The following is a 19,197-nucleotide window of genomic DNA, read 5'->3' on the forward strand; positions in this document are numbered from 1 at the left end:
CAAGGAGAATATAACAATGATTCCAGGCGAAATAATCGTACAAAGTGGTGAAATTGAATTAAACGCAAAACGGGAAACTCTACGTATTTCTGTTGCGAATACAGGCGACCGTCCCATTCAAGTAGGCTCTCATTATCATTTTTATGAAACTAACAACGCGCTACAGTTTGACCGCGAAATAACGCGCGGTTTTCGGCTCGATATACCCGCAGGAACAGCCATCCGCTTCGAACCAGGGCAAACGCGCGACGTTGTTTTAGTCTCTTATGCAGGCAGACGACAAGTCTATGGCTTTAATGCAAAAATCATGGGGGCGTTATAATGGCGATTATTTCACGGCGAGCTTATGCGGATATGTATGGCGCGACTGTTGGCGATAGAATTCGTTTAGCCGATACTGAATTATGGATTCAAGTCGAAGCAGACCGCACCATGTACGGCGAAGAAGTTAAATTTGGTGGCGGTAAAGTTATCCGCGACGGCATGGGACAAGGTCAAGCAACCAGTGCCGATATTGTCGACACCGTTATTACAAACGCCCTGATTATTGATTATTGGGGAATTATAAAAGCTGATATTGGGCTAAAAAACGGACGAATTTATGCCATTGGAAAAGCGGGTAATCCTGATATCCAACCCGCCGTCGACATTATTCTAGGTGCGGGAACAGAAGTTATTGCAGGCGAGGGCTTGATAGTGACCGCTGGCGGAATTGACTCACACATTCATTTTATTTGTCCCCAACAAGTCGAAGATGCCTTAATGTCAGGGATTACCACCCTAATAGGCGGGGGAACAGGACCAGCCGCAGGCACGAATGCCACCACCTGTACATCGGGCGTATGGCATATTCATCGAATGCTACAAGCGGCTGAAGCCTTACCGATGAACATCGGCTTTTTAGGCAAAGGCAATGCAAGCCTACCCGACCCCTTACGAGAACAGCTCGAAGCAGGTGCTATTGGTTTAAAACTGCATGAAGATTGGGGTACAACGCCTGCCGCGATTGATAACTGCCTAGATGTTGCCGAAGAGTATGACGTACAAGTTGCCATTCATACCGATACACTCAACGAATCAGGTTTTGTCGAGGACACGATTGCCGCGTTTAAACACCGCGTTATCCATACTTACCACACTGAGGGTGCAGGCGGAGGACACGCGCCCGACATCATTAAATTATGCGGTGAACGCAACGTATTACCCTCCTCTACCAATCCCACTCGCCCTTATACAATTAACACCGTCGATGAGCATTTAGACATGCTCATGGTTTGCCACCATTTAGACCCTGCGATTCCCGAAGATGTCGCCTTTGCTGAATCACGAATTCGGCGCGAAACCATTGCCGCAGAAGATATACTGCACGATATGGGCGCGTTTTCAATGATTTCTTCCGACTCTCAAGCGATGGGACGAATTGGCGAAGTCATTACGCGCACATGGCAAACGGCGCATAAAATGAAAGTACAACGCGGTAGCCTAGCAGACGATGCCAACCATCATGATAACTTCCGCATTAAACGCTACATTGCCAAATACACCATTAACCCTGCCATTGCCCATGGTATCGCCCACGAAGTTGGGTCGATTGAAGTCGGCAAATTAGCCGATTTAGTCCTGTGGAAACCTGCCTTTTTTGGTGTCAAACCTGCGATGATTATCAAAGGTGGGGCAATCGTTGCCGCCCCCATGGGCGACCCTAACGCCTCCATTCCTACCCCCCAACCCGTCCACTACCGCTACATGTTTGGCGCGTTAGCGGGAGCACGTTTAGCCACCGCCGTTACCTTTGTCTCACAAGCTGCCCTACAACAAGACATTGGTCGCCACATCGGCTTAAATAAACGCCTAGTTGCGGTAGAAAACTGTCGCACCATTAGCAAAGCAAACATGATACACAACCACTATAAACCGCATATAGAAGTTAATTCTCAAACTTATCAAGTCCGTGCCGACGGAGAACTATTAACTTGTGAACCTGCTACTATTTTACCGCTCGCGCAACGATACTTCTTGTTTTAACATCTACTCAAGAAGATAGCCCATTTACGCTTGACAGTCAGATAGATAAATACTAAAATTCAGGTTTTTTTTAAAAGCAACAGATTTCATCTTTTCCCGTTGGAGGGATTACCAGTGAGAACATTCAGTGCCAGACCTGAGACCGTCAAGCGGGACTGGTATGTCATCGATGCAGATAACATGGTTTTAGGTAGATTAGCTACCGAAGTCGCCAGACGTTTGCGCGGTAAACATAAACCAGAATACACGCCGCACGTTGATACCGGTGATTACATCATCATCATCAATGCCGAGAAAATCCAAGTTACAGGCAACAAAGCAACGTCTAAAATGTATTACCACCACAGTGGTTATACAGGCGGTATTAAAGGTATTCGTTTTGACAAGCTCAAAGAAAAAGCCCCAGAACGTTTAATTGAGATTGCCGTGAAAGGCATGTTACCTAAAGGCCCTTTAGGTCGTGACATGTTTCGTAAATTAAAAGTGTTTGCGGGGACAGAGCATATTCATACCGCGCAACAACCTATCGCATTAAATTTGAAAGGTTAATGTATGGCAATTACTCAATACTACGGTACAGGTCGGCGTAAAAGCTCCACTGCACGTGTTTACTTAAGAGCTGGCGAAGGCAAAATTACAGTTAATGACCGTCCCTTAGATGAATATTTCGGTCGTGAAACTGCACGGATGGTTGTCCGTCAACCTTTAGATGTTGCTGAACTGCATGATAAATTCGACATTCTTGTCTCTGTCGAAGGCGGTGGCAATACAGGACAAGCAGGCGCGATTCGTCACGGTTTGACACGCGCATTAATTGAGTACGATGAAAACTTACGCTCTCCCTTACGCAAAGCGGGCTTTGTGACCCGTGATTCTCGTGAAGTAGAACGTAAAAAGGTCGGTTTACGGAAAGCCCGTAAGCGTCCACAATACTCAAAACGTTAATATTTCTCGCCAGTCAACTATTATCCAACCGATTACAACGGGCTATCTACTACACTTAATAGTTGACTGTATTGGGGAATCGTCTAGTGGCAGGACTATGGACTCTGACTCCATCAACCTAGGTTCGAATCCTAGTTCCCCAGCCAGACTTTACCGAGTGCGCTATAGAAATCAGTTTTTCTATAGCGCATTTTTATTGGATTTTAAAATTATTCCGTATTTACAATTAAGGGAGTTTGTATGGCTGTTTTCAGTACGAGCGAATTTAAGTCTGGACTTAAAGTCATGTTTGAAAATGACCCTTGTGCCATTGTCGAAAACGAATTCGTAAAACCCGGAAAAGGACAAGCCTTTAACCGCGTTAAATTACGCAATTTAAAAACAGGACGGATTTTAGAACGCACTTTTAAATCAGGTGACACCTTAGAAGGCGCGGATGTCGTTGAAACACAAATGCAATACCTGTACAACGACGGCGAATTTTACCACTTCATGGTACCCGATACCTTCGAACAATTTGCCGCTGACCCCGCGATTGTCAGCGAAGCCATTAAATGGCTCAAAGGCGAAGAAGAATGCACCGTCATGCTATGGAATGGCGCGCCAATTGGTGTTAGCCCCCCTAACTTCGTTATTTTAGCCATTACCGACACTGAACCCGGTATTCGTGGCGACACCTCTGGCGGTGGTAGCAAAACCGCAACCTTAGAAACAGGCGCAACCGTGCGTGTGCCCCTATTCTTAAACGTTGGCGACTTAATTCGCGTTGATACCCGTACCAGCGAATACTTATCCCGCGTCAATAAATAAGCAACCCCCTTTACAGTGGGTAGCTCTCTGCCCACTGTCCTGCTTGCCTTCGCGTACCTATCCATGTGGCAAAAAATACGCTTTCCCCTCCTACTCCTCTTTATTGCCCTTTTAGGCGGTAGTAAAGCCTATTTAGACCACTGGTTAAACGTTAATCTAGCACGTACCTTACAAACCACGTTCCCCACTACAAATCTTCGCTACCAACAAGCCAGCCTCAGCCCCACAGGTGCAATACAACTAAAAAAAGTCAGTATAGACACCCCTGATTTACAAGGGATTACGATTGAACACCTAACAATTTACCGAGTTTACCAATGGTATAACCCCCAACAATTGCCCAGTTCCGCACAAATTCACCTTTCAGGGCTACAAATTCCCCTCAGCGACACCGCCCCCCCCATGCCCATCTGGCTTAATTTATTCGGTTACGCCCCCTACTACGTCACCCCGAAAGAATTAAGACAATTAGGCTATTTATCATTTAACGCAGAAATAGACATTCAAGCGATACAACAAGATGAACAATCGCTACAACTACAAGCCGTTATCGACGCAGGTTCTTGGGGAAAACTACAACTACAAACAAGCCTAATGAATGTCCCACCGCCCGCCCAATTCGCCAAAATGGCGCAACAAATCGCGTTAACAGAATTAACCTTAAGCTATTCTGAACAAGGATTATTACAACGGCTATGGAAATTCTGGGCGCAACGCAACGATACAACGATAGATGTCCTACAAGACAAACTGATTCAAACGCTACAAATAGGACTCGCACAAACCAAACTCCCATTTGATAACAGCTTACTGCAAAGTTTACAGCGATTTATCAAAAATCCAACACATCTACGCCTATTACTCAAACCAACACAAGCCTTAACCCTGAATAAAGCACTACAACAACCTTTAACACAGCTTGTGCAATCGTTAGGATTGACGATGGATAATAATATCTGAGACTTGCTAAAGACACATTGATATAGTAAACGCACTATAAAACGATGCGAAGGACTGGCAGTCCTTACAGGACTGCCAGTCCTAAATTTAAATCACTTTATGGCACGTTTGCTATAGCAGAATTAAAAAGCGTGATTCGCATTCATTTCTTGGTTTAAGAGGTTTAAATTCTGTTAATTCTGAAAATTCTGATTCAGACAACCTGTTGTCTTTTTAAAAGAAACTCGTAGAACTGAGGTTATTATAGCCATGCTAACAAAGGGTTTTCGCACTATTCCAAGTAGGGGGTATTACAGCCGACCACGTTGGTCTAAGGTAAACCCAGCCAAAGAAATATCCAAGTGTTTACTTAAGCCAATGACTTTGAATAATTCGCCCATTTCGCTGGGTAATAACAAGCGTTTGACCGCTTGACTCATATTGTAATAACGCACTTCATCCGCTTGATACTGGGCTAATGCTTCCATTAATCCTAAACTCAATAAGAAGTTTGCTTGATTGGTATAGCCTGCAACGTTCCAATCAGTACCGATAGTTGCCTCAGCAACGGCAGTAAAATCCACATGTGCAGTAATATCTTGCAAGCCGACTAAAATTAATGGGTCGCCGTGCGCTTGGTGGCGATAATGACACATCAATGTCCCTTGATGGCGTTGAGGATGATAATATTCAGCGCGAGGAAAACCATAATCAATGAGAATTGCTAATCCTTTTTCTAAAATATCCGCCAAACTTTGCACCCATGCTGACAATGTCGGATTGATTTCTGAGGTATAGCCCACAGGTAACAACGGACGCAACGCTTCTACTTGTTGGCGTAAAACATTGTCGTTAGTTGAACGGGTTTGCCATTGAAATATATCCATTTCTGCGGTGACATAAAACGCTAAGACATCATCATCAGTCAGTTGAAAACGTTGCACGGGCATCGCGTCTAATACTTCATTCGCTAAAATAACGCCTTGTACAGGCTCACTCGGTAATTGTTGCAACCATTCGACGCGGGAAAATAACTCAGGGACTTGGCTTTTTAATGTTTCTTGCTGAACTTGTTGCAAACTGGGGCTTAATTCTACGATGTAATACCGACTCGGCAAGCAGTCCCATTGCGCTAAACTACGTAATATATCCGTTGCCATTATCCCCGTGCCTGCCCCAAATTCGATAATCACGCCATTTTCTACGCTGTTTAAAACCGCTTGACATTGCTTTGCAAGACACTGGGAAAACAAGGCGGATAATTCAGGCGCGGTGACAAAATCGCCCCCCGCGCCAAACTTTCGCATTCCTGCACTGTAATAGCCCAGCTGGGGCGCATATAACGCGCTTTCCATAAAAGCCTGAAAAGAAATAGCACCGCCTGCTTGTTGAATTTGGGCGTTGATATAGGCTTTTAAACGGTGATGATGCTCAATCGCTAAAGGGTCATCAGGTAACGATAATGACATGGTTTTCTCACAAGCTAATTAGAAGAAAAGGAGAGGTTTATGCAGGATATGCAATTGACCGATAAGGTAGCATTGATTACAGGAGCTGCACGGCGGATAGGCGCAGTAACCGCGCGTCAGTTACATGCGCAGGGGATGAAATTGGCATTACATTATCGTGAGTCTGAAGCAGATGCCCATGCGTTACAGGCAGAATTAAACGCCATTCGGGCGGATTCAGTGCTATTACTACAAGCCGATTTAGCGCATGTTGCCAAATTAACCCGTATGGTGCAACAAGCCGCCGAGTATTTCGGACGTTTAGACGTATTAATTAACAATGCCTCCAGCTTTTACCCCACCCCCATTGGACAAACCACAGAAGCCCAGTGGGATGATTTATTTAACAGCAATTTAAAAGCCCCGTTTTTTCTAGCACAAGCTGCCACGCCCTATTTATCCGCTGTCAACGGTTGCATTGTAAATATGGTCGATATCCACGCAGAACGCCCGTTAAAAAATCATCCTGTTTATAGCACAGCTAAAGCAGGTTTAATCATGCTGACCAAATCCCTTGCCAAAGAATTAGGCGCGTCGATTCGCGTCAACGGTGTCGCACCAGGGGCAATTTTATGGCCTGAAAAAGACATGGATGAAGTCACCAAGCAACGGCTTGTGTCAGCCTTAGCCCTAAAACGACATGGCGAACCTTTAGACATTGCAAAAACGATTTTATTTTTAATTCGCGATGCGGGTTATATCACGGGGCAAATTATCGCCGTGGATGGCGGGCGGACACTGGTGCAGTAAGTTACCTAAGCACGATAATAAATTGATTTTAAAATAATGAATTGTCTGAATCAGGATTTTCAGGATTGACAGGATTTAACCCCTTAAACCAAAAAGTTAAGGTGAATAACGCTTTTTAATTCTGAAAATTCTGTGAATTCTGTGAATCCTGATTCAGACTAGCTGTTGTCTTTTTAAAAGAAAATCGCCGAACTCAGGTTAGATTTTAAAAACCTAGCAGGATTTTTTATTCAGGGCAGCCTCATTTTTAATCAGACATTGCGCAGCGTTTCAAAATGATTAATGTCACATCATCTTTTAAAGGTTGTCCCTCTAAATATTGATATAAATCATCAATAATAGCCTGTTTAATCTGCTCAACATGCCTGCTCGTTGTCCAATATTGCGTAATCAAACGACATAAACGTTCGATACCATAAAGTTGTTTTTCTAAATTGCGGGCTTCTGTGATGCCATCGGTATATAAAACTAACCCTTCCCCCGCTTTTAAATCGATTTCTCGCTGATTTACCCACGCCCCAATATCAGGCTCTATGCCTAAGATAAATCCTAATTCAAAGGTATCGATACGCTCGATTTCGCCGTTATCCTTAACCCATAACACAATTTCGTGTTGCCCACTAAGTAAGACTTTACCATCAGCATAATCCAATACAGATAAGGTCAAATTTTTATCAGAATTCATCCGTTGCACGTTACGGTAAATCACTTGATTTAAAATGCTTAAAAACAATTTAGGGTCATTAATATTACTCATTTGCAAGGTACGAATGGCAGTTTGTACCATGAGCATCAATACTCCGCTTTCTAAACCGTGCCCAGTGACATCGCCAATCCCGATTTTTACATAATTCTGATGTTGCAATACATCGTAATAATCACCACCGACTTCTGTCGCAGCTTCCATAAATACCGCAATTTCTAATTCTGCAACCTGCTCTAATTCTTCTAAACGCGGTAACACCATATGCTGAATTTCGCGCGTAATGGCGAGTTCTGTACTCATACGCATGTTTTCTGCTTTTAACTGCTGATTTAATAAGTTAATTTCTTGATTTGCTTGTGCAAGTTCTAGTGTTCGTTCAGCAACCCGTGTTTCTAAGGTATCAAACACATTTTTCAATTGCTCCGCCATAGAGTGAAAAGAGCGGGCTAAATCGCCAATTTCATCCTGTCGTCGTAAAGCAGGCAGTGGTTGCGACCAGTTGCCATTGGCTAAGGCTTGCACAGCGGATTTTAAATAGTCTATTGGTTTGATAATTCGACGAGAAAACACACCCGTTAAAATTAGACTTAAAATCAAGGCAAAACCCCATATCCACAAAGTTAAATAAGTATTGCGATGTATCGTCGCCATAAATATATCTTCGGGCAACACAACACCAATAATCCAACGGGGTAAATTCGGATTTTCTAGCGGGGATAATTGCAAAAAGTATTTTTCTTGCCCTAAGTTAATATCTAATTGTGTACTCGTTTTAAGCGCGGATAACAGGATATTGTCTTGCGCTAATTGCTCGGCAATATGGCGTAATAAAGCGTTATCGCTTTGTCCGAGAAATAACCGTTCTTCCCCTGTTTTAGCATTCGTTAATGCCTGCGTCGTGCTAGCGATGATTGCGCCATTGGGTTCAATAATAAACATTTCCCCATGCGTATATAAATCCAAGGTGCGTAAAAATTGGCTAATTTGCGATAGGGTTAAATCAACCCCCGCAACGCCTAAAAACTCGCCTGTATTAGAGAAAATTGATTGACTGTGTGTAATGCCTAATTCTTGTTTAGGTAAAAATGAGTAAATCTCACTCCAAACGGGTTTATTTGCTCGTACAGCAGCTTGATACCAAGGACGTTGACGACTATCAAAATCGACTAATATCTGTTTTTTAGGGGATAAAATCGGGTTTAATGCGTCGTCGCTATTGTAGCTTTCAACGGTAAAGGGATAACTATCAGAAGCTAATTCATAGCTTAATGGGGTTGTATCTGTATTAATCCCAAAAAACTGTCCGTTATTTTTTCCAAAATAAATATAGGGAATTCCCTGTTTTTCCTGTATTTGTGTTGCAAAATGCTGGGTGAGTGCAAATGGTTTATCTGTACTGAGTAAACCCATTTTAAAAGCCTGCGCTGTTTGATGATTTAAATGCGGAGGCATTGCGAGATAACTATCTAAATGTTGCTGAATACGGGCGTTTAGTTCATCACGCAATTGCGCTACAACGCTACTAATCGCCACTTGTCCACTTTGAAAAGAGAGATAACCCGCAAGTCCTACCGCAATCAATACAAGCGCGGTCGTTGGTAACATGATTAAAGTTTTTAACGAATACCGTTTAAAAATCAACTGATACATAATGCATTATCGCTACACATTTTTATCGTCCAGATAAGCATAGAAAACGGCATATCGCACATAATCAAGTTGGCTTAAACACCATCAGAAAAAAAACAATAACCATACTGAAAAAGGCGGGAATACCTAAACAGAACCACCACATCATTAAACGATAATATTCTCGCGGTAATTCTGTTTCATTCTGCCACGCAATTGTTACCAAACGTTGCACACGAATTTGTATCCACACCACAGGCAACCAACAAACCCCCGCAACCGCATATAACACCAACGTCAACCAAATCCACAAATAAGTTAAAGAATAGCCCGCATACCACACCATTAAAAAACCCGTTAACGGTTGTGCAATAATCGTCGTTGTTGTAAATACCCAATCCGCAAAAACGACATGACGAGCCGTTAAAGCAATGGTTGCGACATGACGGCTTAAATGCGCCCGCCATAAATAATAAGCACTCCCCAACCCTGTACCAAATAATAAAGTCGCACTGAGAATATGCAGGGTTTTTAATAATAAATACGTGTTCACGGTTTTAGCGTTCCTCTAAAACTAACAGTATCAAGGTTGCGACCAATAACGGTAAGTTTTTACTAATCGCGCCAAAAGGATGCAACCATAATTCACTTAAACCATAACTGATTAAAATCGTATAGCCCAACATTAAGCCACATTGCACAAAAACCACCCAACGCAAGCGATACGCAAATAATGTCGCTAAACCAAGCACAAAATCTAATAATGCCGAACCATATAACGCCAACGGTGCGAGCAACGCGCCCGTCACCCCCGTTGCCGCTAATAAGGCATAACTCTCTAACGTTGGATATAAAAAGGCAGAGACAATGCCCGTCCATATCCATAAAAAAGCAATACTCAACCGCAATAAAGGACGCAAAAACCACAATCGCGCTTGCCAACGGTCGCCAGTCACAGCGGGTTGTGTGGCTAAAGCCTGCATTAAGGGGCAAGGGGTATAAGCGGTTGCGTTGATTAAGGGCTGTACATCCGCATAATTACCACGTTGCAACATGGCTAATGTATCCCTGTTTAATGCGCCAATTTTTAAGTGATTATTTAGTTTTGCCAGTGGTGTGATTAACGCAAGCGGTAAAGCAAGACTTAGCGCGGGGGGAAGTTGTAACCATTGCCGTAACAACTGTAACAAGTCACTAAAACGGACTTCTTCACAACCCACAAAAGCCAACCGTTGTCGACCTGACCAGTTATCGATTAAACGCAAGATGCACACAGTAAAATCAGTAATATGAATCGGTTGCAACCGTTGCTGTCCATCGCCAATTAACGGAATTATCGGCAATGCAGCTAATGCACTGAATAAACTTGTACTTCCGCCACCACGTCCAACGACAATGGAAGGGTAAACAATAATCGGGTCTAGGTCTAATTGCCATAACGCATTATCTGCTAACTGTTTACTGCGTTGATACGCCGTATAAGTCTCAGCCTCCGCGCCTAACGCTGAAATTTGTAAGACTCGCCGAATGCCTAACTGTTCTGCTGCTTGAAACAACGCAATAGGGGCGCGAGTATGTAATGCCTCAAACGATTGTTGTGCAGTTTCTTGAATAATACCGACAGCATTAATAACAATATCGACATTGGTTAAACGGGAAAGCCAGATATCGGGCTGATGGTCTTGCGTGTAATCACAAGCAATCCACTGTACTTGTGGGTATTGGGCTTGCCAACGAGCGGGGTGTCGGGTGCAGGCAATGACTTGATGGCGTGCGTTTAATAATGCAATGACTAACTGTTGTCCTATAAAACCACTTGCCCCTGTGAGAAAAACGCGCATGATGACAACCTCTCGTCAGCATCATTTCATAACCATTAAAGATAGATTAATTAATAATTTCCGCCCATGCGTTGCCTGCAAATAGGTCTAAACGTAAGCCTAAACTTAAAGGTGCGGCGCGTTGGGGTTCTACGGTTTTAATCTGCCCATTAGGTAACGTCGCTGTCCAGTTATAGCCTGTTAAATTACGAATTCCCCACACTGTTGGATTATTTGGATTTTGTACGACTTCGCCAATCACTTGCGAGGTTTTATCACTGCTGGGTTGAATGTGACGCTGTAATAATTGCGTGCCTTTGTGCAGTAATAAGATATGTTTGCCTTTGGTATGGGTAATTTGGAGCTTGGGCGGAATGGCGATAATGGTTTGACAGTGCCAACAACGGACTTGATTTTGTTGTGCTGACCATAAATTTTCTGCGTGACATTTTGGACAAGCAAGAACGTTGTCTTTTAATTCTAAAAATAAATCTTGCCATTCGCCTTCGGTAACTCGTTTAGCAGGATAATGTAGCCCTTCTGTAAATGCGCGGATAAATAGGGCTTGTAAACTTGGCGGGCAATATTGCCAACGTTTGCGGGCGGTGTTGTATTCCGCATCGGCTGGGAGTTGGTTACTGCGATTGTGTGGGTCAAAAATAAAAACAGGATTTTCGCCATAAATGCGTTTTTTTGCAGGTAAATCCCAGACATAAATTTGATATTCCATTTCGCCATGCATGGGATGATGCCAAACCCATAAATTAAAAAGTAAGATGGCTAGCGAATATTGGTCGGTTTCAATCGAGGGTTTTGCCTGCCCGCGTATCACTTCGGGAGCCATATATTCCATTGTGCCCCAAATCTGCGCTCCTTCCTTACTGTTATTAATGCCGACGTTGTCGTTATCACAAATGAGGGTTTCTCCTGTTTGTGTGTCAAACATGATGTTGCCCGCTGAAATATCACGATAACAATAACCTTCTAAATGTAAAGTACGGTAACTATTGGCAATTTGGTAAGAGATTTCACAGAGGGTTGCAAAACTGGGTGCGGGTTTGCGATGGGCTTGGATTTCGCCTAATTCGCCAAAGCGTTGCGTATCGATTAAGGGCATTAAGTAGCCAAATTGTGCACTATTTGCCGTGGTTACGATGTCTAAAGGCCAAATAAAGCGTTTACCCGCCGCACCGCGTGGCACACCATGGGTGACTAAATCACGAATCGATTTTTGTTGCTCAGGCGTAGATTGCTCGACGTTATACCATTTTAAGGCATAGGCTTGTTGGTCTTGATGAGTAACGCGGTAAACTTCGCCTTGTCCGCCTTCTCCTAATTTCTCTTGTACAACAAGCGCATATTGTAAAATTTCGGCGGTAACGGGTTGTCCTTTACGCAATGACATAGCAATCAGCTCTTTAAAATCGGCAATTTAAACAGGAATAGGGAGAAAAACTTAAGACAATCTATGCGGATTTTACTATAAGTCTGTCGCAGGGTCGCGCACTTGTATTGCACCGATTTGTCGACAATTAAAGGTCGTGAGTAGTTCTTCCGCTTGATAAATTTGTACGGTCATCTCAAACAAAGCTACTTGATATAAGCCTATGCTACCAACGCGATTAATCCCATCGCGGGGCGGCTCTATCGCGTTAGATGTCCATGCGACTTGGTATTGTCCTAACGGTTCGCGCCCTTCTGGACGGACTAACGGATTAATTGTGCTAATCAATGCTAAAGCATTACGCACGGCTTCATGTTGCTGTTGGACTTGTTGCACACGGTATAAACTGAATAAATTGGTGTTAATCCAGCTAAACAAGGCTAAACCCGTCGTTGCAATTAAGACGAGGGCAACAATGGCTTCTAATAGGGTAAATCCGCGTTGCTTTATCATAAATGCGCTTGGCAAAAAGGCGGGCGTAATTCAAGTTTATAAGAAAGATTTTCTTGATAAAACAAGGTTAATTTTCCACCGTTACAAGCCCCATTTTCTCGAAAAATAATGGGACTTTCAGCAACAACACGCCAACCTGTCGGCAAATTCAGCGGTAATTCAACGGGTTTTTCTTCTGCTGTTGCGGGGAATGTTGTCAAGGTAAACACTTTACCTTGTTGATAGGCTTTATAACCTAACCCCCCCAGTTGAATTAAAATATCTTCTCGTTCGGAAGCTGCGCGAAAAGTATCGTATAAATTGCTTAAGCGCGGTAAGGTCATCCCCGCTAATAAGCCAATTAATAATAGAACCAGTAATAATTCTAAGAGGGTAAAGCCCATGACCTTAAAATGATTAACTGATAAGTGTTTCATTCACTTCAATCCCTTGCCAAACAATGCGTTCAAATCCTAAAGCTACGACAGCCGTCATTTTTAAGCGTAGTGCATCGCCATAATGGGCAAGTAAGGGCGGACGATAACTATTTAACTGTTGTGTCGCTTGTGTAAAGGCGGTTTGTACTGCAGGCAGGGCATGTAATTCAGTTTCTGATAATGCGTTAATTTGCGTTGCGTCTAATCCCAACGTTTTTAAAGACAGAAATTTGAATTCGAGCAAGTGGTCGAGGATTTGATATTGTCGCGCATCAGGGCGGACTATCATCACTAAATCAGCGTAACCGCGATTTAATTCGGGTTCGGAATCCATGATATAAAGACGGTCGTCGAATAAAAACATTAAAAATGCGGTTTTTAACGCCATTTCGCCCGACCAACGATAATCACGGTTACTGAATACTTGGAAACGGCTGGCAATAAAATCACATAACTCTTGTAAATTTCCTGTTGCAATAAAAGGTTGTAGAATTTTTCGATAATCTTGGTCTTGCACGGTTGGCAAAAGTAATTGTCTTAATTTTTCAACATACAGGCTTTTAATCACTAGGTTAGGAATACGCAATTTTGTATCCCTGAATGGTGTTGTACCATCTAAGGTTAAAACACCTAAATAATACAATAATGAAGCAAGTTCATTTTCTCCTTGCACATGATTCAGCATATCTTCTAAGCCAAAACGGTCATGAATTTTCGGCACAGAAAACGTATTTGCCTCATCTAAAGCATTCTCAATCACCGCGCTTCCATGCGGTAATTGGGCAATATAGTTTAAGCGGTTTCTATCCATTGCTAAATTGTGGTCGAGCAACTCATCAGGATATTCGCAGTATTGCGCTAAATGACGTAAAAAATATAATGCTAACGTAGGGTTGTAAACTAAAGAATCTGTTTTTAATGAAAAACTATAGCCATTATAAAACTGCTTCATTACTTCAAAAGCTGTTTGCTGTTGTTTCGCAGAAAAGGCACATTTTTCTGCAATTTTGCTTAAAACAGTTTGAATCTCTTCTGCATGAAATCCACATAAATCATTGAATTCAGGTAGCCGATAAATGCTGGTAACTACGTTGTAACCACTGCTCATATCTGCCAAAACGATAGGGGAAACGCCTGTGATGAAAACCCGTTCTAAACCGTTACCTGTTGCCGCGATTTTGATATTTTTAAAAACGCTTTTTAATAAGCCTTCACCATAAACTAGTTCTGCATAACGTTGATTCTCATTTATTTTCGTTGCCATGACTTCATTGGCAAAATTGTCATATTCATCAATGAATAAATAGAGTTTGTAGGGGGTTTGGCGAATAAGGCTTAACAGGTGATGCCACGTCATTAATGCGTCTTCTTGCACTAATAAGGGTTCAGAGAAATAGGCTTGATAAGTGTGGTACGTGGCGAGCATTTGCACATTTAAATAATTATAAAGTGCTTGCTTAAGTTCTATTGTATTTCCCATTGGTAGAACGGCGGAAAAATCCCACGTCATTACAACATATTGATTATGTTTTACTGTTGGATTTTCTCCAATTTTCAAATGTCCAAATAATTGCGTAAATTGTTCTGTTTTAGCGATATCATAATAGTTCGCTAACATATTGAGCAGTAAACTTTTACCAAAACGGCGCGGGCGCAGAAAAATTAATTGTTTGCCTGCTTCTTCTATTAAGGGAATGCGATCAGTACGGTCACAATAATAATAACCTTCACTGATAAGCAGTTTAAAATCACTGATACCATAGGGAAATTTCATAAATTCAGCCTCATAATACCTTAGTTAATACTAAAGCATGTTCTTTTATATTCGCTTGATGGGTTGGGTAATAATCTTTGCGGATACCGATTTGCGTAAATCCCATTAAGGTATAAAGCCGATGCGCGGCAGTGTTAGATGCTCGTACTTCTAAAAAGATGTTTTTTATATTTCTTTTTACTGAAGTTTCAAAAAGATATTCTAATAGTCGTTGCCCATATCCACAGCGTTGATGGTCGGGATGCACGCAGATATTGAGGATATGCGCCTCGTCTAGGACGATGGAAATGAGGAGGTAGCCTAATAATATGCCGTTTTGTTCTAAAACCCATGCAGGATAACCAACCCGCAAGCAGTCGCGGAAAATGCCTTCTGTCCATGGATGACTAAACGCAACTATTTCTATCATCATGATATTGGTGATGTCGGTTTGTTGCATGGGACGGATAGTAAAGGCTAAAGGTTTTAAAACAGCACTCATAAGTATTTAAGTTTATGTTGGATGGGTAAATAGTTGGCAAGCCAGTTGAAAATCTTGCCACACTTTCGCTTTTTGTGAGGGGCTACGCAGTAAGTATGCAGGATGATAGGTTGCGATGAGGGGAATATTGGTATTTGCATAATGGTGTTGTTTGCCACGCAATTCACCAATTGATTTTCGTGTATTTAATAAATGTTGCGCAGCAAACGCGCCTAAAGCAATGATAATTTTGGGCTGTAACAGTGCAATTTGACGGTCTAAGAAGGGAGTACAACAGGCGAGTTCATCAGGTGCAGGGTTGCGATTGTCAGGCGGACGACATTTTAATACGTTGGCAATGTAAACCGTTGAACGGGGTAGTTGTAAGGCATTTAATATTTGTGTGAGTAATTGTCCTGCTTTACCGACAAAAGGTTGACCTTGTATATCTTCATCTGCTCCTGGTGCTTCACCGATTAGTAACCAATCGGCTTGGAGATTGCCCGCGCCGAAAACAGTTTGGGTTCTGCCTTGATGTAAACGACAGGCAGTACAGGTACTAACACGTGTTTCTAATGTTGTCCAATCAAGTTGGGTAATCAGTCGCGCCGCTTGGTCGATAAAATTCAGACTATCACCATTTTCTGCTTGTTCAGTATGGCGCGGTGCAGTTGTAACAGTCGTGTGTTGTTGCGGTTGTAAACCTTGGCGTAGGGTTTGTAACGGAGAATGGATGTTAGGTTGTTTATTATTTGATAGCGTAGGATTTTCTTGTATATGGGGTGTTTGGGGTAATACGTCGCTGGTTTCTTCGACAGGTAAACTACGCCTTACCCATTGCTGTATGCCCATGGCGGTTAAGTAGTGACGACGCAGCGCAGGATTGACAGCATTCATGGGAATAAAGGGGGATGTTGTGAAACAATTTGAAATGAATTTAGTTCAAAATGGTAACACAGAATCAGTCAGGGTTTAAATCTACGTAAAACCTTATAAAACAAGATTAAAACGTTTTTTTATAAGATTTGTTGTATAAACAAGCGGTTTTTTACAGTGATATGACTAATATGCAATATTAAAGAGGTTATTGCATTAACAACCGCTTGTATTTACAAGATTTTACTCAAAAAACTAAGCTAATTTAGTTTTCTGGATGGTAAATACAGGAATATTCATTTTGGATGAATAATTGTGTATCTGTATTTTTACCAATTGGGAATTGCAGTAGGTTTTTATTGGCTAAGGTCGCTTGCTTGTCTTTCAAAAAGACCATGCCGTTAAATTCATAAACGCTGAGTGCTATTAACTTTTCCCCTAAAGCAATCGGGCTAAAGCATTCACCTGTGCGCGGGTCGTAGCAAATTCCATTATGGCTGGAGCATAAAAAGTTCCCTGAAGCGTCAAAGACTTCACCATCTTCACTGTCTAAAGGTTCGCCTTCGTATAAACAACGATTTAGATAGGCGTAAACTTGCCCTTTATAGCGAATTAATAAGGCTTCTTGCAGGCTGCTACGGTGGATAACCCAAAAGGTTTGTTTTCCGCGCTCAGGTAAGGAGTAGCTATGACAGATTTTCTCGGTCAAGTTACGTAGTCGAGATAATGGTTGACTGTTCACGATAGTAGAATAACGAATGTTCATCATAAATAACCCTAAAAAAACATTAAAATATAAAAAATCCTTTTCCAAACTCCTCGGGTATTTATTCCTTGTGTGAGCATGTATCTACGTACTTATTCCTTGAACTCAACACATTACGCGCTTGGTGCAACGCGATTTTTTAAGTGGGCATAGGGTTGTAAGGTATTTAAACGAGTGTCTTCTAAAGGTTTACCAATTGTAAAATGGTAAAGACTTTGATAATTCAAGTCATTTAATCCCAGCATGTTGTGCATGGCATCATCAAAATAACAGCCGATGCCTGTCCCCCGATAACCTGTTGCTTCTGCCTCTAAATATAAAACTTGTCCAATCAATCCCGCTTCCCAAAATAAGCGACGGTATTGCCACGCACCTTGTGCTAAACGGCTTGAAAACTCAGCAATCATACCAAGACTAAAAGTGCTATCGGCAGCGATATCTTGATGACAAGAGAGTGAGCGGGCAAATTTGCGGGCGTTTGCACTGACTAATCGGTATAACGGTAAGTCGGCGGGACAGTTTTCAGGCTTTTCCCATTGAAACTCTGCACGTAAGCAAGTACGTAAGGTTTCTAACTTATCCTTTTGTCTTATAAGGATATATAACCCACTATTCAGTTCTTCTACTTTATGCACGAACAGTGCCAGATTAATGGCTGGTGTTTGTGGTAAAACGTTAAAAGGAAACTGGTTATTTCTGGGTAATACACTGTCTAGTATGCGGAAAAATGTATCTTTACTCATCGTCCCTGTTGCATCAAATTGTTGTGCACTGCGGCGTTGACGGATGAGTTGACTCGCTGTTGCACTGCAACATTCTAGGGGCGGTCTGGGGATATTTAAAGGGGTAGGGGGGATTATTTCTGTTGTGTAGGGCTTTTCTGTTGCTTTTACCGCAACATCTATGATGTCCCATTGAAATTGTTTTTTCTTTGATAAAATATTAGCTTGACCCAGCCATATTTGATTTTTTAATAAAAACTGTAGTGGTTTTGCATCAATTTGTTGCAAATTTGACACGCTGTTAGCGGCAGTGATACATAACACGACTTCGGGAACTTCTTTTTCTGCTTGATTAAAACTACTCTCTTGATTTAATCCAAATAACTGCGCAATTTCTTCATCTGACCATTGGGTTAATACATGGGTTGACCAGCCCAGACTTTGTGCAGCATAGGTAATCGCACCAAGTGCGTGCCCGATGTCATGTTGACAATAACGGAAAGCACGCTCGCCATATTTCCATGCTTCACGCCATGTAATAGAACTCAATCCCAGTAGAAAACTATTTGTCGGCAACAGTTGCTGAAATTCCACATGTTGCGCTTGCACAACTTCCGCACGTTGTTCTAGGCTGTGGTCATAACTATGGTAGTGATAGACACCTGCGGATAGGTCTTTGAGCGTGGGCAATAATAAGTAGCCTTCTGTGGGGTGTAAATTACCACTAGAAGGGTTACAACGGAGTGACCATTGGTCATTACCATATTGTTTCCATGCGGATAAGCCCAGTGAAAGCTCAAGCAAGGTAGCAATACTTTCCTTATTCAATGGTTTAACGGTAATGTGGTCAGCGTCATAAAGTTCTGTATAAAGTGTGGTTAATTGGTCGGCACAGAGAGGTAATTCTATGCGGGGGGCATTGCTAAAGGTACGGAAGGGGTTGGGCTGGTGTATCCAGTCCATAAAGTCAGGACCTGCCGCATAGCGGTCAGTTTGGTGTTTTGTGCGGTTATGATAGTCGATGATGGTATCAATCGCTGTTTTATCAGTTGTTGACATTGTTTAAAGGTCTCATTGCAGACATAAAAAAACCTTCAAGGTGGTTTAATCGCTTGAAGGTTTTTAAGAAAGTTCACACTTGTTGAAAGGTGATA

19 protein-coding genes and 1 tRNA gene are annotated in these 19,197 nt (G+C 42.2%); 8 read left to right on the forward strand and 12 right to left on the reverse strand.

Going from position 1 to position 19,197, the window contains the following annotated elements; translation table 11 throughout:
- Positions 1-16: 16 nt before the first annotated feature.
- The 7 genes from BEGALDRAFT_RS14140 to BEGALDRAFT_RS14170 all read left to right on the forward strand — a co-directional run bounded on the left by BEGALDRAFT_RS14140 (position 17) and on the right by BEGALDRAFT_RS14170 (position 4,740).
- Positions 17-322, forward strand: a complete 306-nt coding sequence (locus tag BEGALDRAFT_RS14140; protein ID WP_002691090.1) for an urease subunit beta — start codon at positions 17-19, stop codon at positions 320-322.
- Positions 322-2,025, forward strand: a complete 1,704-nt coding sequence (gene ureC, locus BEGALDRAFT_RS14145; protein ID WP_002691092.1) for an urease subunit alpha — start codon at positions 322-324, stop codon at positions 2,023-2,025. Before BEGALDRAFT_RS14140 ends, ureC begins: the two co-directional genes overlap by 1 nt.
- 114 nt (positions 2,026-2,139) lie before the next feature.
- Complete coding sequence (gene rplM / locus BEGALDRAFT_RS14150; RefSeq protein ID WP_002691093.1) at positions 2,140-2,574, forward strand: 50S ribosomal protein L13; 435 nt, start codon at positions 2,140-2,142, stop codon at positions 2,572-2,574.
- Positions 2,575-2,577: 3 nt separating this feature from the next.
- Positions 2,578-2,970: a 30S ribosomal protein S9 gene (rpsI, locus tag BEGALDRAFT_RS14155; protein WP_002691095.1), complete on the forward strand. Its 393-nt coding sequence runs from the start codon at positions 2,578-2,580 to the stop codon at positions 2,968-2,970.
- Positions 2,971-3,042: 72 nt separating this feature from the next.
- Positions 3,043-3,116, forward strand: a tRNA-Gln gene (locus tag BEGALDRAFT_RS14160).
- A 94-nt stretch (positions 3,117-3,210) separates the two neighbouring features.
- Positions 3,211-3,780 carry an elongation factor P gene (efp, locus tag BEGALDRAFT_RS14165; protein WP_002691097.1) on the forward strand — a complete coding sequence of 190 codons (570 nt, stop codon included), beginning with the start codon at positions 3,211-3,213 and terminating at the stop codon, positions 3,778-3,780.
- A 63-nt stretch (positions 3,781-3,843) separates the two neighbouring features.
- A complete protein-coding gene (locus BEGALDRAFT_RS14170; RefSeq protein WP_002691099.1) occupies positions 3,844-4,740 on the forward strand; it encodes a hypothetical protein in 897 nt (298 codons plus the stop codon).
- Between the two features lie 290 nt (positions 4,741-5,030).
- On the opposite strand, the gene BEGALDRAFT_RS14175 is transcribed toward BEGALDRAFT_RS14170, so the two are convergent.
- Complete coding sequence (locus BEGALDRAFT_RS14175; protein WP_002691101.1) at positions 5,031-6,188, reverse strand: class I SAM-dependent methyltransferase; 1,158 nt, start codon at positions 6,186-6,188, stop codon at positions 5,031-5,033.
- A gap of 39 nt (positions 6,189-6,227) precedes the next feature.
- Here BEGALDRAFT_RS14175 and BEGALDRAFT_RS14180 point away from each other — a divergent pair, with 39 nt between their 5' ends.
- Positions 6,228-6,977 (forward strand): pteridine reductase, encoded by a 750-nt coding sequence (locus tag BEGALDRAFT_RS14180; RefSeq protein ID WP_002691103.1) that lies wholly within the window; start codon positions 6,228-6,230, stop codon positions 6,975-6,977.
- A gap of 247 nt (positions 6,978-7,224) precedes the next feature.
- Here the strand turns inward: BEGALDRAFT_RS14180 and BEGALDRAFT_RS14185 are convergent, their stop codons facing one another.
- From BEGALDRAFT_RS14185 to BEGALDRAFT_RS14235, 11 genes are all read right to left on the reverse strand, one after another.
- On the reverse strand, positions 7,225-9,288 hold the full coding sequence (locus BEGALDRAFT_RS14185) for a SpoIIE family protein phosphatase (RefSeq protein ID WP_002691105.1): 2,064 nt from the start codon (positions 9,286-9,288) through the stop codon (positions 7,225-7,227).
- A 109-nt stretch (positions 9,289-9,397) separates the two neighbouring features.
- A complete protein-coding gene (locus BEGALDRAFT_RS14190; RefSeq protein WP_002691107.1) occupies positions 9,398-9,865 on the reverse strand; it encodes a DUF2269 family protein in 468 nt (155 codons plus the stop codon).
- 4 nt (positions 9,866-9,869) lie between these two features.
- Positions 9,870-11,153, reverse strand: coding sequence for an SDR family oxidoreductase (locus tag BEGALDRAFT_RS14195; RefSeq protein ID WP_002691109.1), 1,284 nt, complete (start codon positions 11,151-11,153; stop codon positions 9,870-9,872).
- Positions 11,154-11,199: 46 nt separating this feature from the next.
- A complete protein-coding gene (locus BEGALDRAFT_RS14200; RefSeq protein WP_002691111.1) occupies positions 11,200-12,537 on the reverse strand; it encodes a protein kinase domain-containing protein in 1,338 nt (445 codons plus the stop codon).
- Between the two features lie 75 nt (positions 12,538-12,612).
- Positions 12,613-13,029 (reverse strand): PulJ/GspJ family protein, encoded by a 417-nt coding sequence (locus BEGALDRAFT_RS14205; protein WP_002691112.1) that lies wholly within the window; start codon positions 13,027-13,029, stop codon positions 12,613-12,615.
- Positions 13,026-13,445, reverse strand: coding sequence for a prepilin-type N-terminal cleavage/methylation domain-containing protein (locus BEGALDRAFT_RS14210; RefSeq protein ID WP_002691114.1), 420 nt, complete (start codon positions 13,443-13,445; stop codon positions 13,026-13,028). The genes BEGALDRAFT_RS14205 and BEGALDRAFT_RS14210 overlap by 4 nt, the downstream gene beginning before the upstream one ends.
- On the reverse strand, positions 13,426-15,219 hold the full coding sequence (locus BEGALDRAFT_RS14215; RefSeq protein WP_002691115.1) for an AAA family ATPase: 1,794 nt from the start codon (positions 15,217-15,219) through the stop codon (positions 13,426-13,428). Before BEGALDRAFT_RS14215 ends, BEGALDRAFT_RS14210 begins: the two co-directional genes overlap by 20 nt.
- A gap of 10 nt (positions 15,220-15,229) precedes the next feature.
- Positions 15,230-15,700 (reverse strand): ribosomal protein S18-alanine N-acetyltransferase, encoded by a 471-nt coding sequence (gene rimI, locus BEGALDRAFT_RS14220; RefSeq protein ID WP_002691117.1) that lies wholly within the window; start codon positions 15,698-15,700, stop codon positions 15,230-15,232.
- Positions 15,701-15,712: 12 nt separating this feature from the next.
- Positions 15,713-16,576, reverse strand: a complete 864-nt coding sequence (locus tag BEGALDRAFT_RS14225) for a uracil-DNA glycosylase (RefSeq protein WP_002691118.1) — start codon at positions 16,574-16,576, stop codon at positions 15,713-15,715.
- A gap of 244 nt (positions 16,577-16,820) precedes the next feature.
- Positions 16,821-17,324, reverse strand: a complete 504-nt coding sequence (locus BEGALDRAFT_RS18435; RefSeq protein ID WP_002691121.1) for a Rieske (2Fe-2S) protein — start codon at positions 17,322-17,324, stop codon at positions 16,821-16,823.
- A 110-nt stretch (positions 17,325-17,434) separates the two neighbouring features.
- Positions 17,435-19,102: a SagB/ThcOx family dehydrogenase gene (locus BEGALDRAFT_RS14235; RefSeq protein WP_002691123.1), complete on the reverse strand. Its 1,668-nt coding sequence runs from the start codon at positions 19,100-19,102 to the stop codon at positions 17,435-17,437.
- Positions 19,103-19,197 lie beyond the last annotated feature (95 nt).

This window comes from Beggiatoa alba B18LD, assembly GCF_000245015.1.
In the GTDB taxonomy this organism is placed as follows: domain Bacteria; phylum Pseudomonadota; class Gammaproteobacteria; order Beggiatoales; family Beggiatoaceae; genus Beggiatoa; species Beggiatoa alba.

Excerpts from the sequence above, each read along its gene's own strand:
- BEGALDRAFT_RS14185 (WP_002691105.1), bottom strand. The coding sequence starts at position 9,288 with ATGTTACCAACGACCGCGCTTGTATTGATTGCGGTAGGACTTGCGGGT.
- BEGALDRAFT_RS14200 (WP_002691111.1), bottom strand. The coding sequence starts at position 12,537 with ATGTCATTGCGTAAAGGACAACCCGTTACCGCCGAAATTTTACAATAT.
- BEGALDRAFT_RS14235 (WP_002691123.1), bottom strand. The coding sequence starts at position 19,102 with ATGTCAACAACTGATAAAACAGCGATTGATACCATCATCGACTATCAT.
- BEGALDRAFT_RS14225 (WP_002691118.1), bottom strand. The coding sequence starts at position 16,576 with ATGAATGCTGTCAATCCTGCGCTGCGTCGTCACTACTTAACCGCCATG.
- rpsI (WP_002691095.1), top strand. The coding sequence starts at position 2,578 with ATGGCAATTACTCAATACTACGGTACAGGTCGGCGTAAAAGCTCCACT.
- efp (WP_002691097.1), top strand. The coding sequence starts at position 3,211 with ATGGCTGTTTTCAGTACGAGCGAATTTAAGTCTGGACTTAAAGTCATG.
- BEGALDRAFT_RS14205 (WP_002691112.1), bottom strand. The coding sequence starts at position 13,029 with ATGATAAAGCAACGCGGATTTACCCTATTAGAAGCCATTGTTGCCCTC.
- ureC (WP_002691092.1), top strand. The coding sequence starts at position 322 with ATGGCGATTATTTCACGGCGAGCTTATGCGGATATGTATGGCGCGACT.
- BEGALDRAFT_RS14140 (WP_002691090.1), top strand. The coding sequence starts at position 17 with ATGATTCCAGGCGAAATAATCGTACAAAGTGGTGAAATTGAATTAAAC.
- BEGALDRAFT_RS14195 (WP_002691109.1), bottom strand. The coding sequence starts at position 11,153 with ATGCGCGTTTTTCTCACAGGGGCAAGTGGTTTTATAGGACAACAGTTA.
- rimI (WP_002691117.1), bottom strand. The coding sequence starts at position 15,700 with ATGAGTGCTGTTTTAAAACCTTTAGCCTTTACTATCCGTCCCATGCAA.
- BEGALDRAFT_RS14210 (WP_002691114.1), bottom strand. The coding sequence starts at position 13,445 with ATGAAACACTTATCAGTTAATCATTTTAAGGTCATGGGCTTTACCCTC.
- BEGALDRAFT_RS14215 (WP_002691115.1), bottom strand. The coding sequence starts at position 15,219 with ATGAAATTTCCCTATGGTATCAGTGATTTTAAACTGCTTATCAGTGAA.
- BEGALDRAFT_RS18435 (WP_002691121.1), bottom strand. The coding sequence starts at position 17,324 with ATGATGAACATTCGTTATTCTACTATCGTGAACAGTCAACCATTATCT.
- BEGALDRAFT_RS14180 (WP_002691103.1), top strand. The coding sequence starts at position 6,228 with ATGCAGGATATGCAATTGACCGATAAGGTAGCATTGATTACAGGAGCT.
- BEGALDRAFT_RS14175 (WP_002691101.1), bottom strand. The coding sequence starts at position 6,188 with ATGTCATTATCGTTACCTGATGACCCTTTAGCGATTGAGCATCATCAC.
- BEGALDRAFT_RS14170 (WP_002691099.1), top strand. The coding sequence starts at position 3,844 with ATGTGGCAAAAAATACGCTTTCCCCTCCTACTCCTCTTTATTGCCCTT.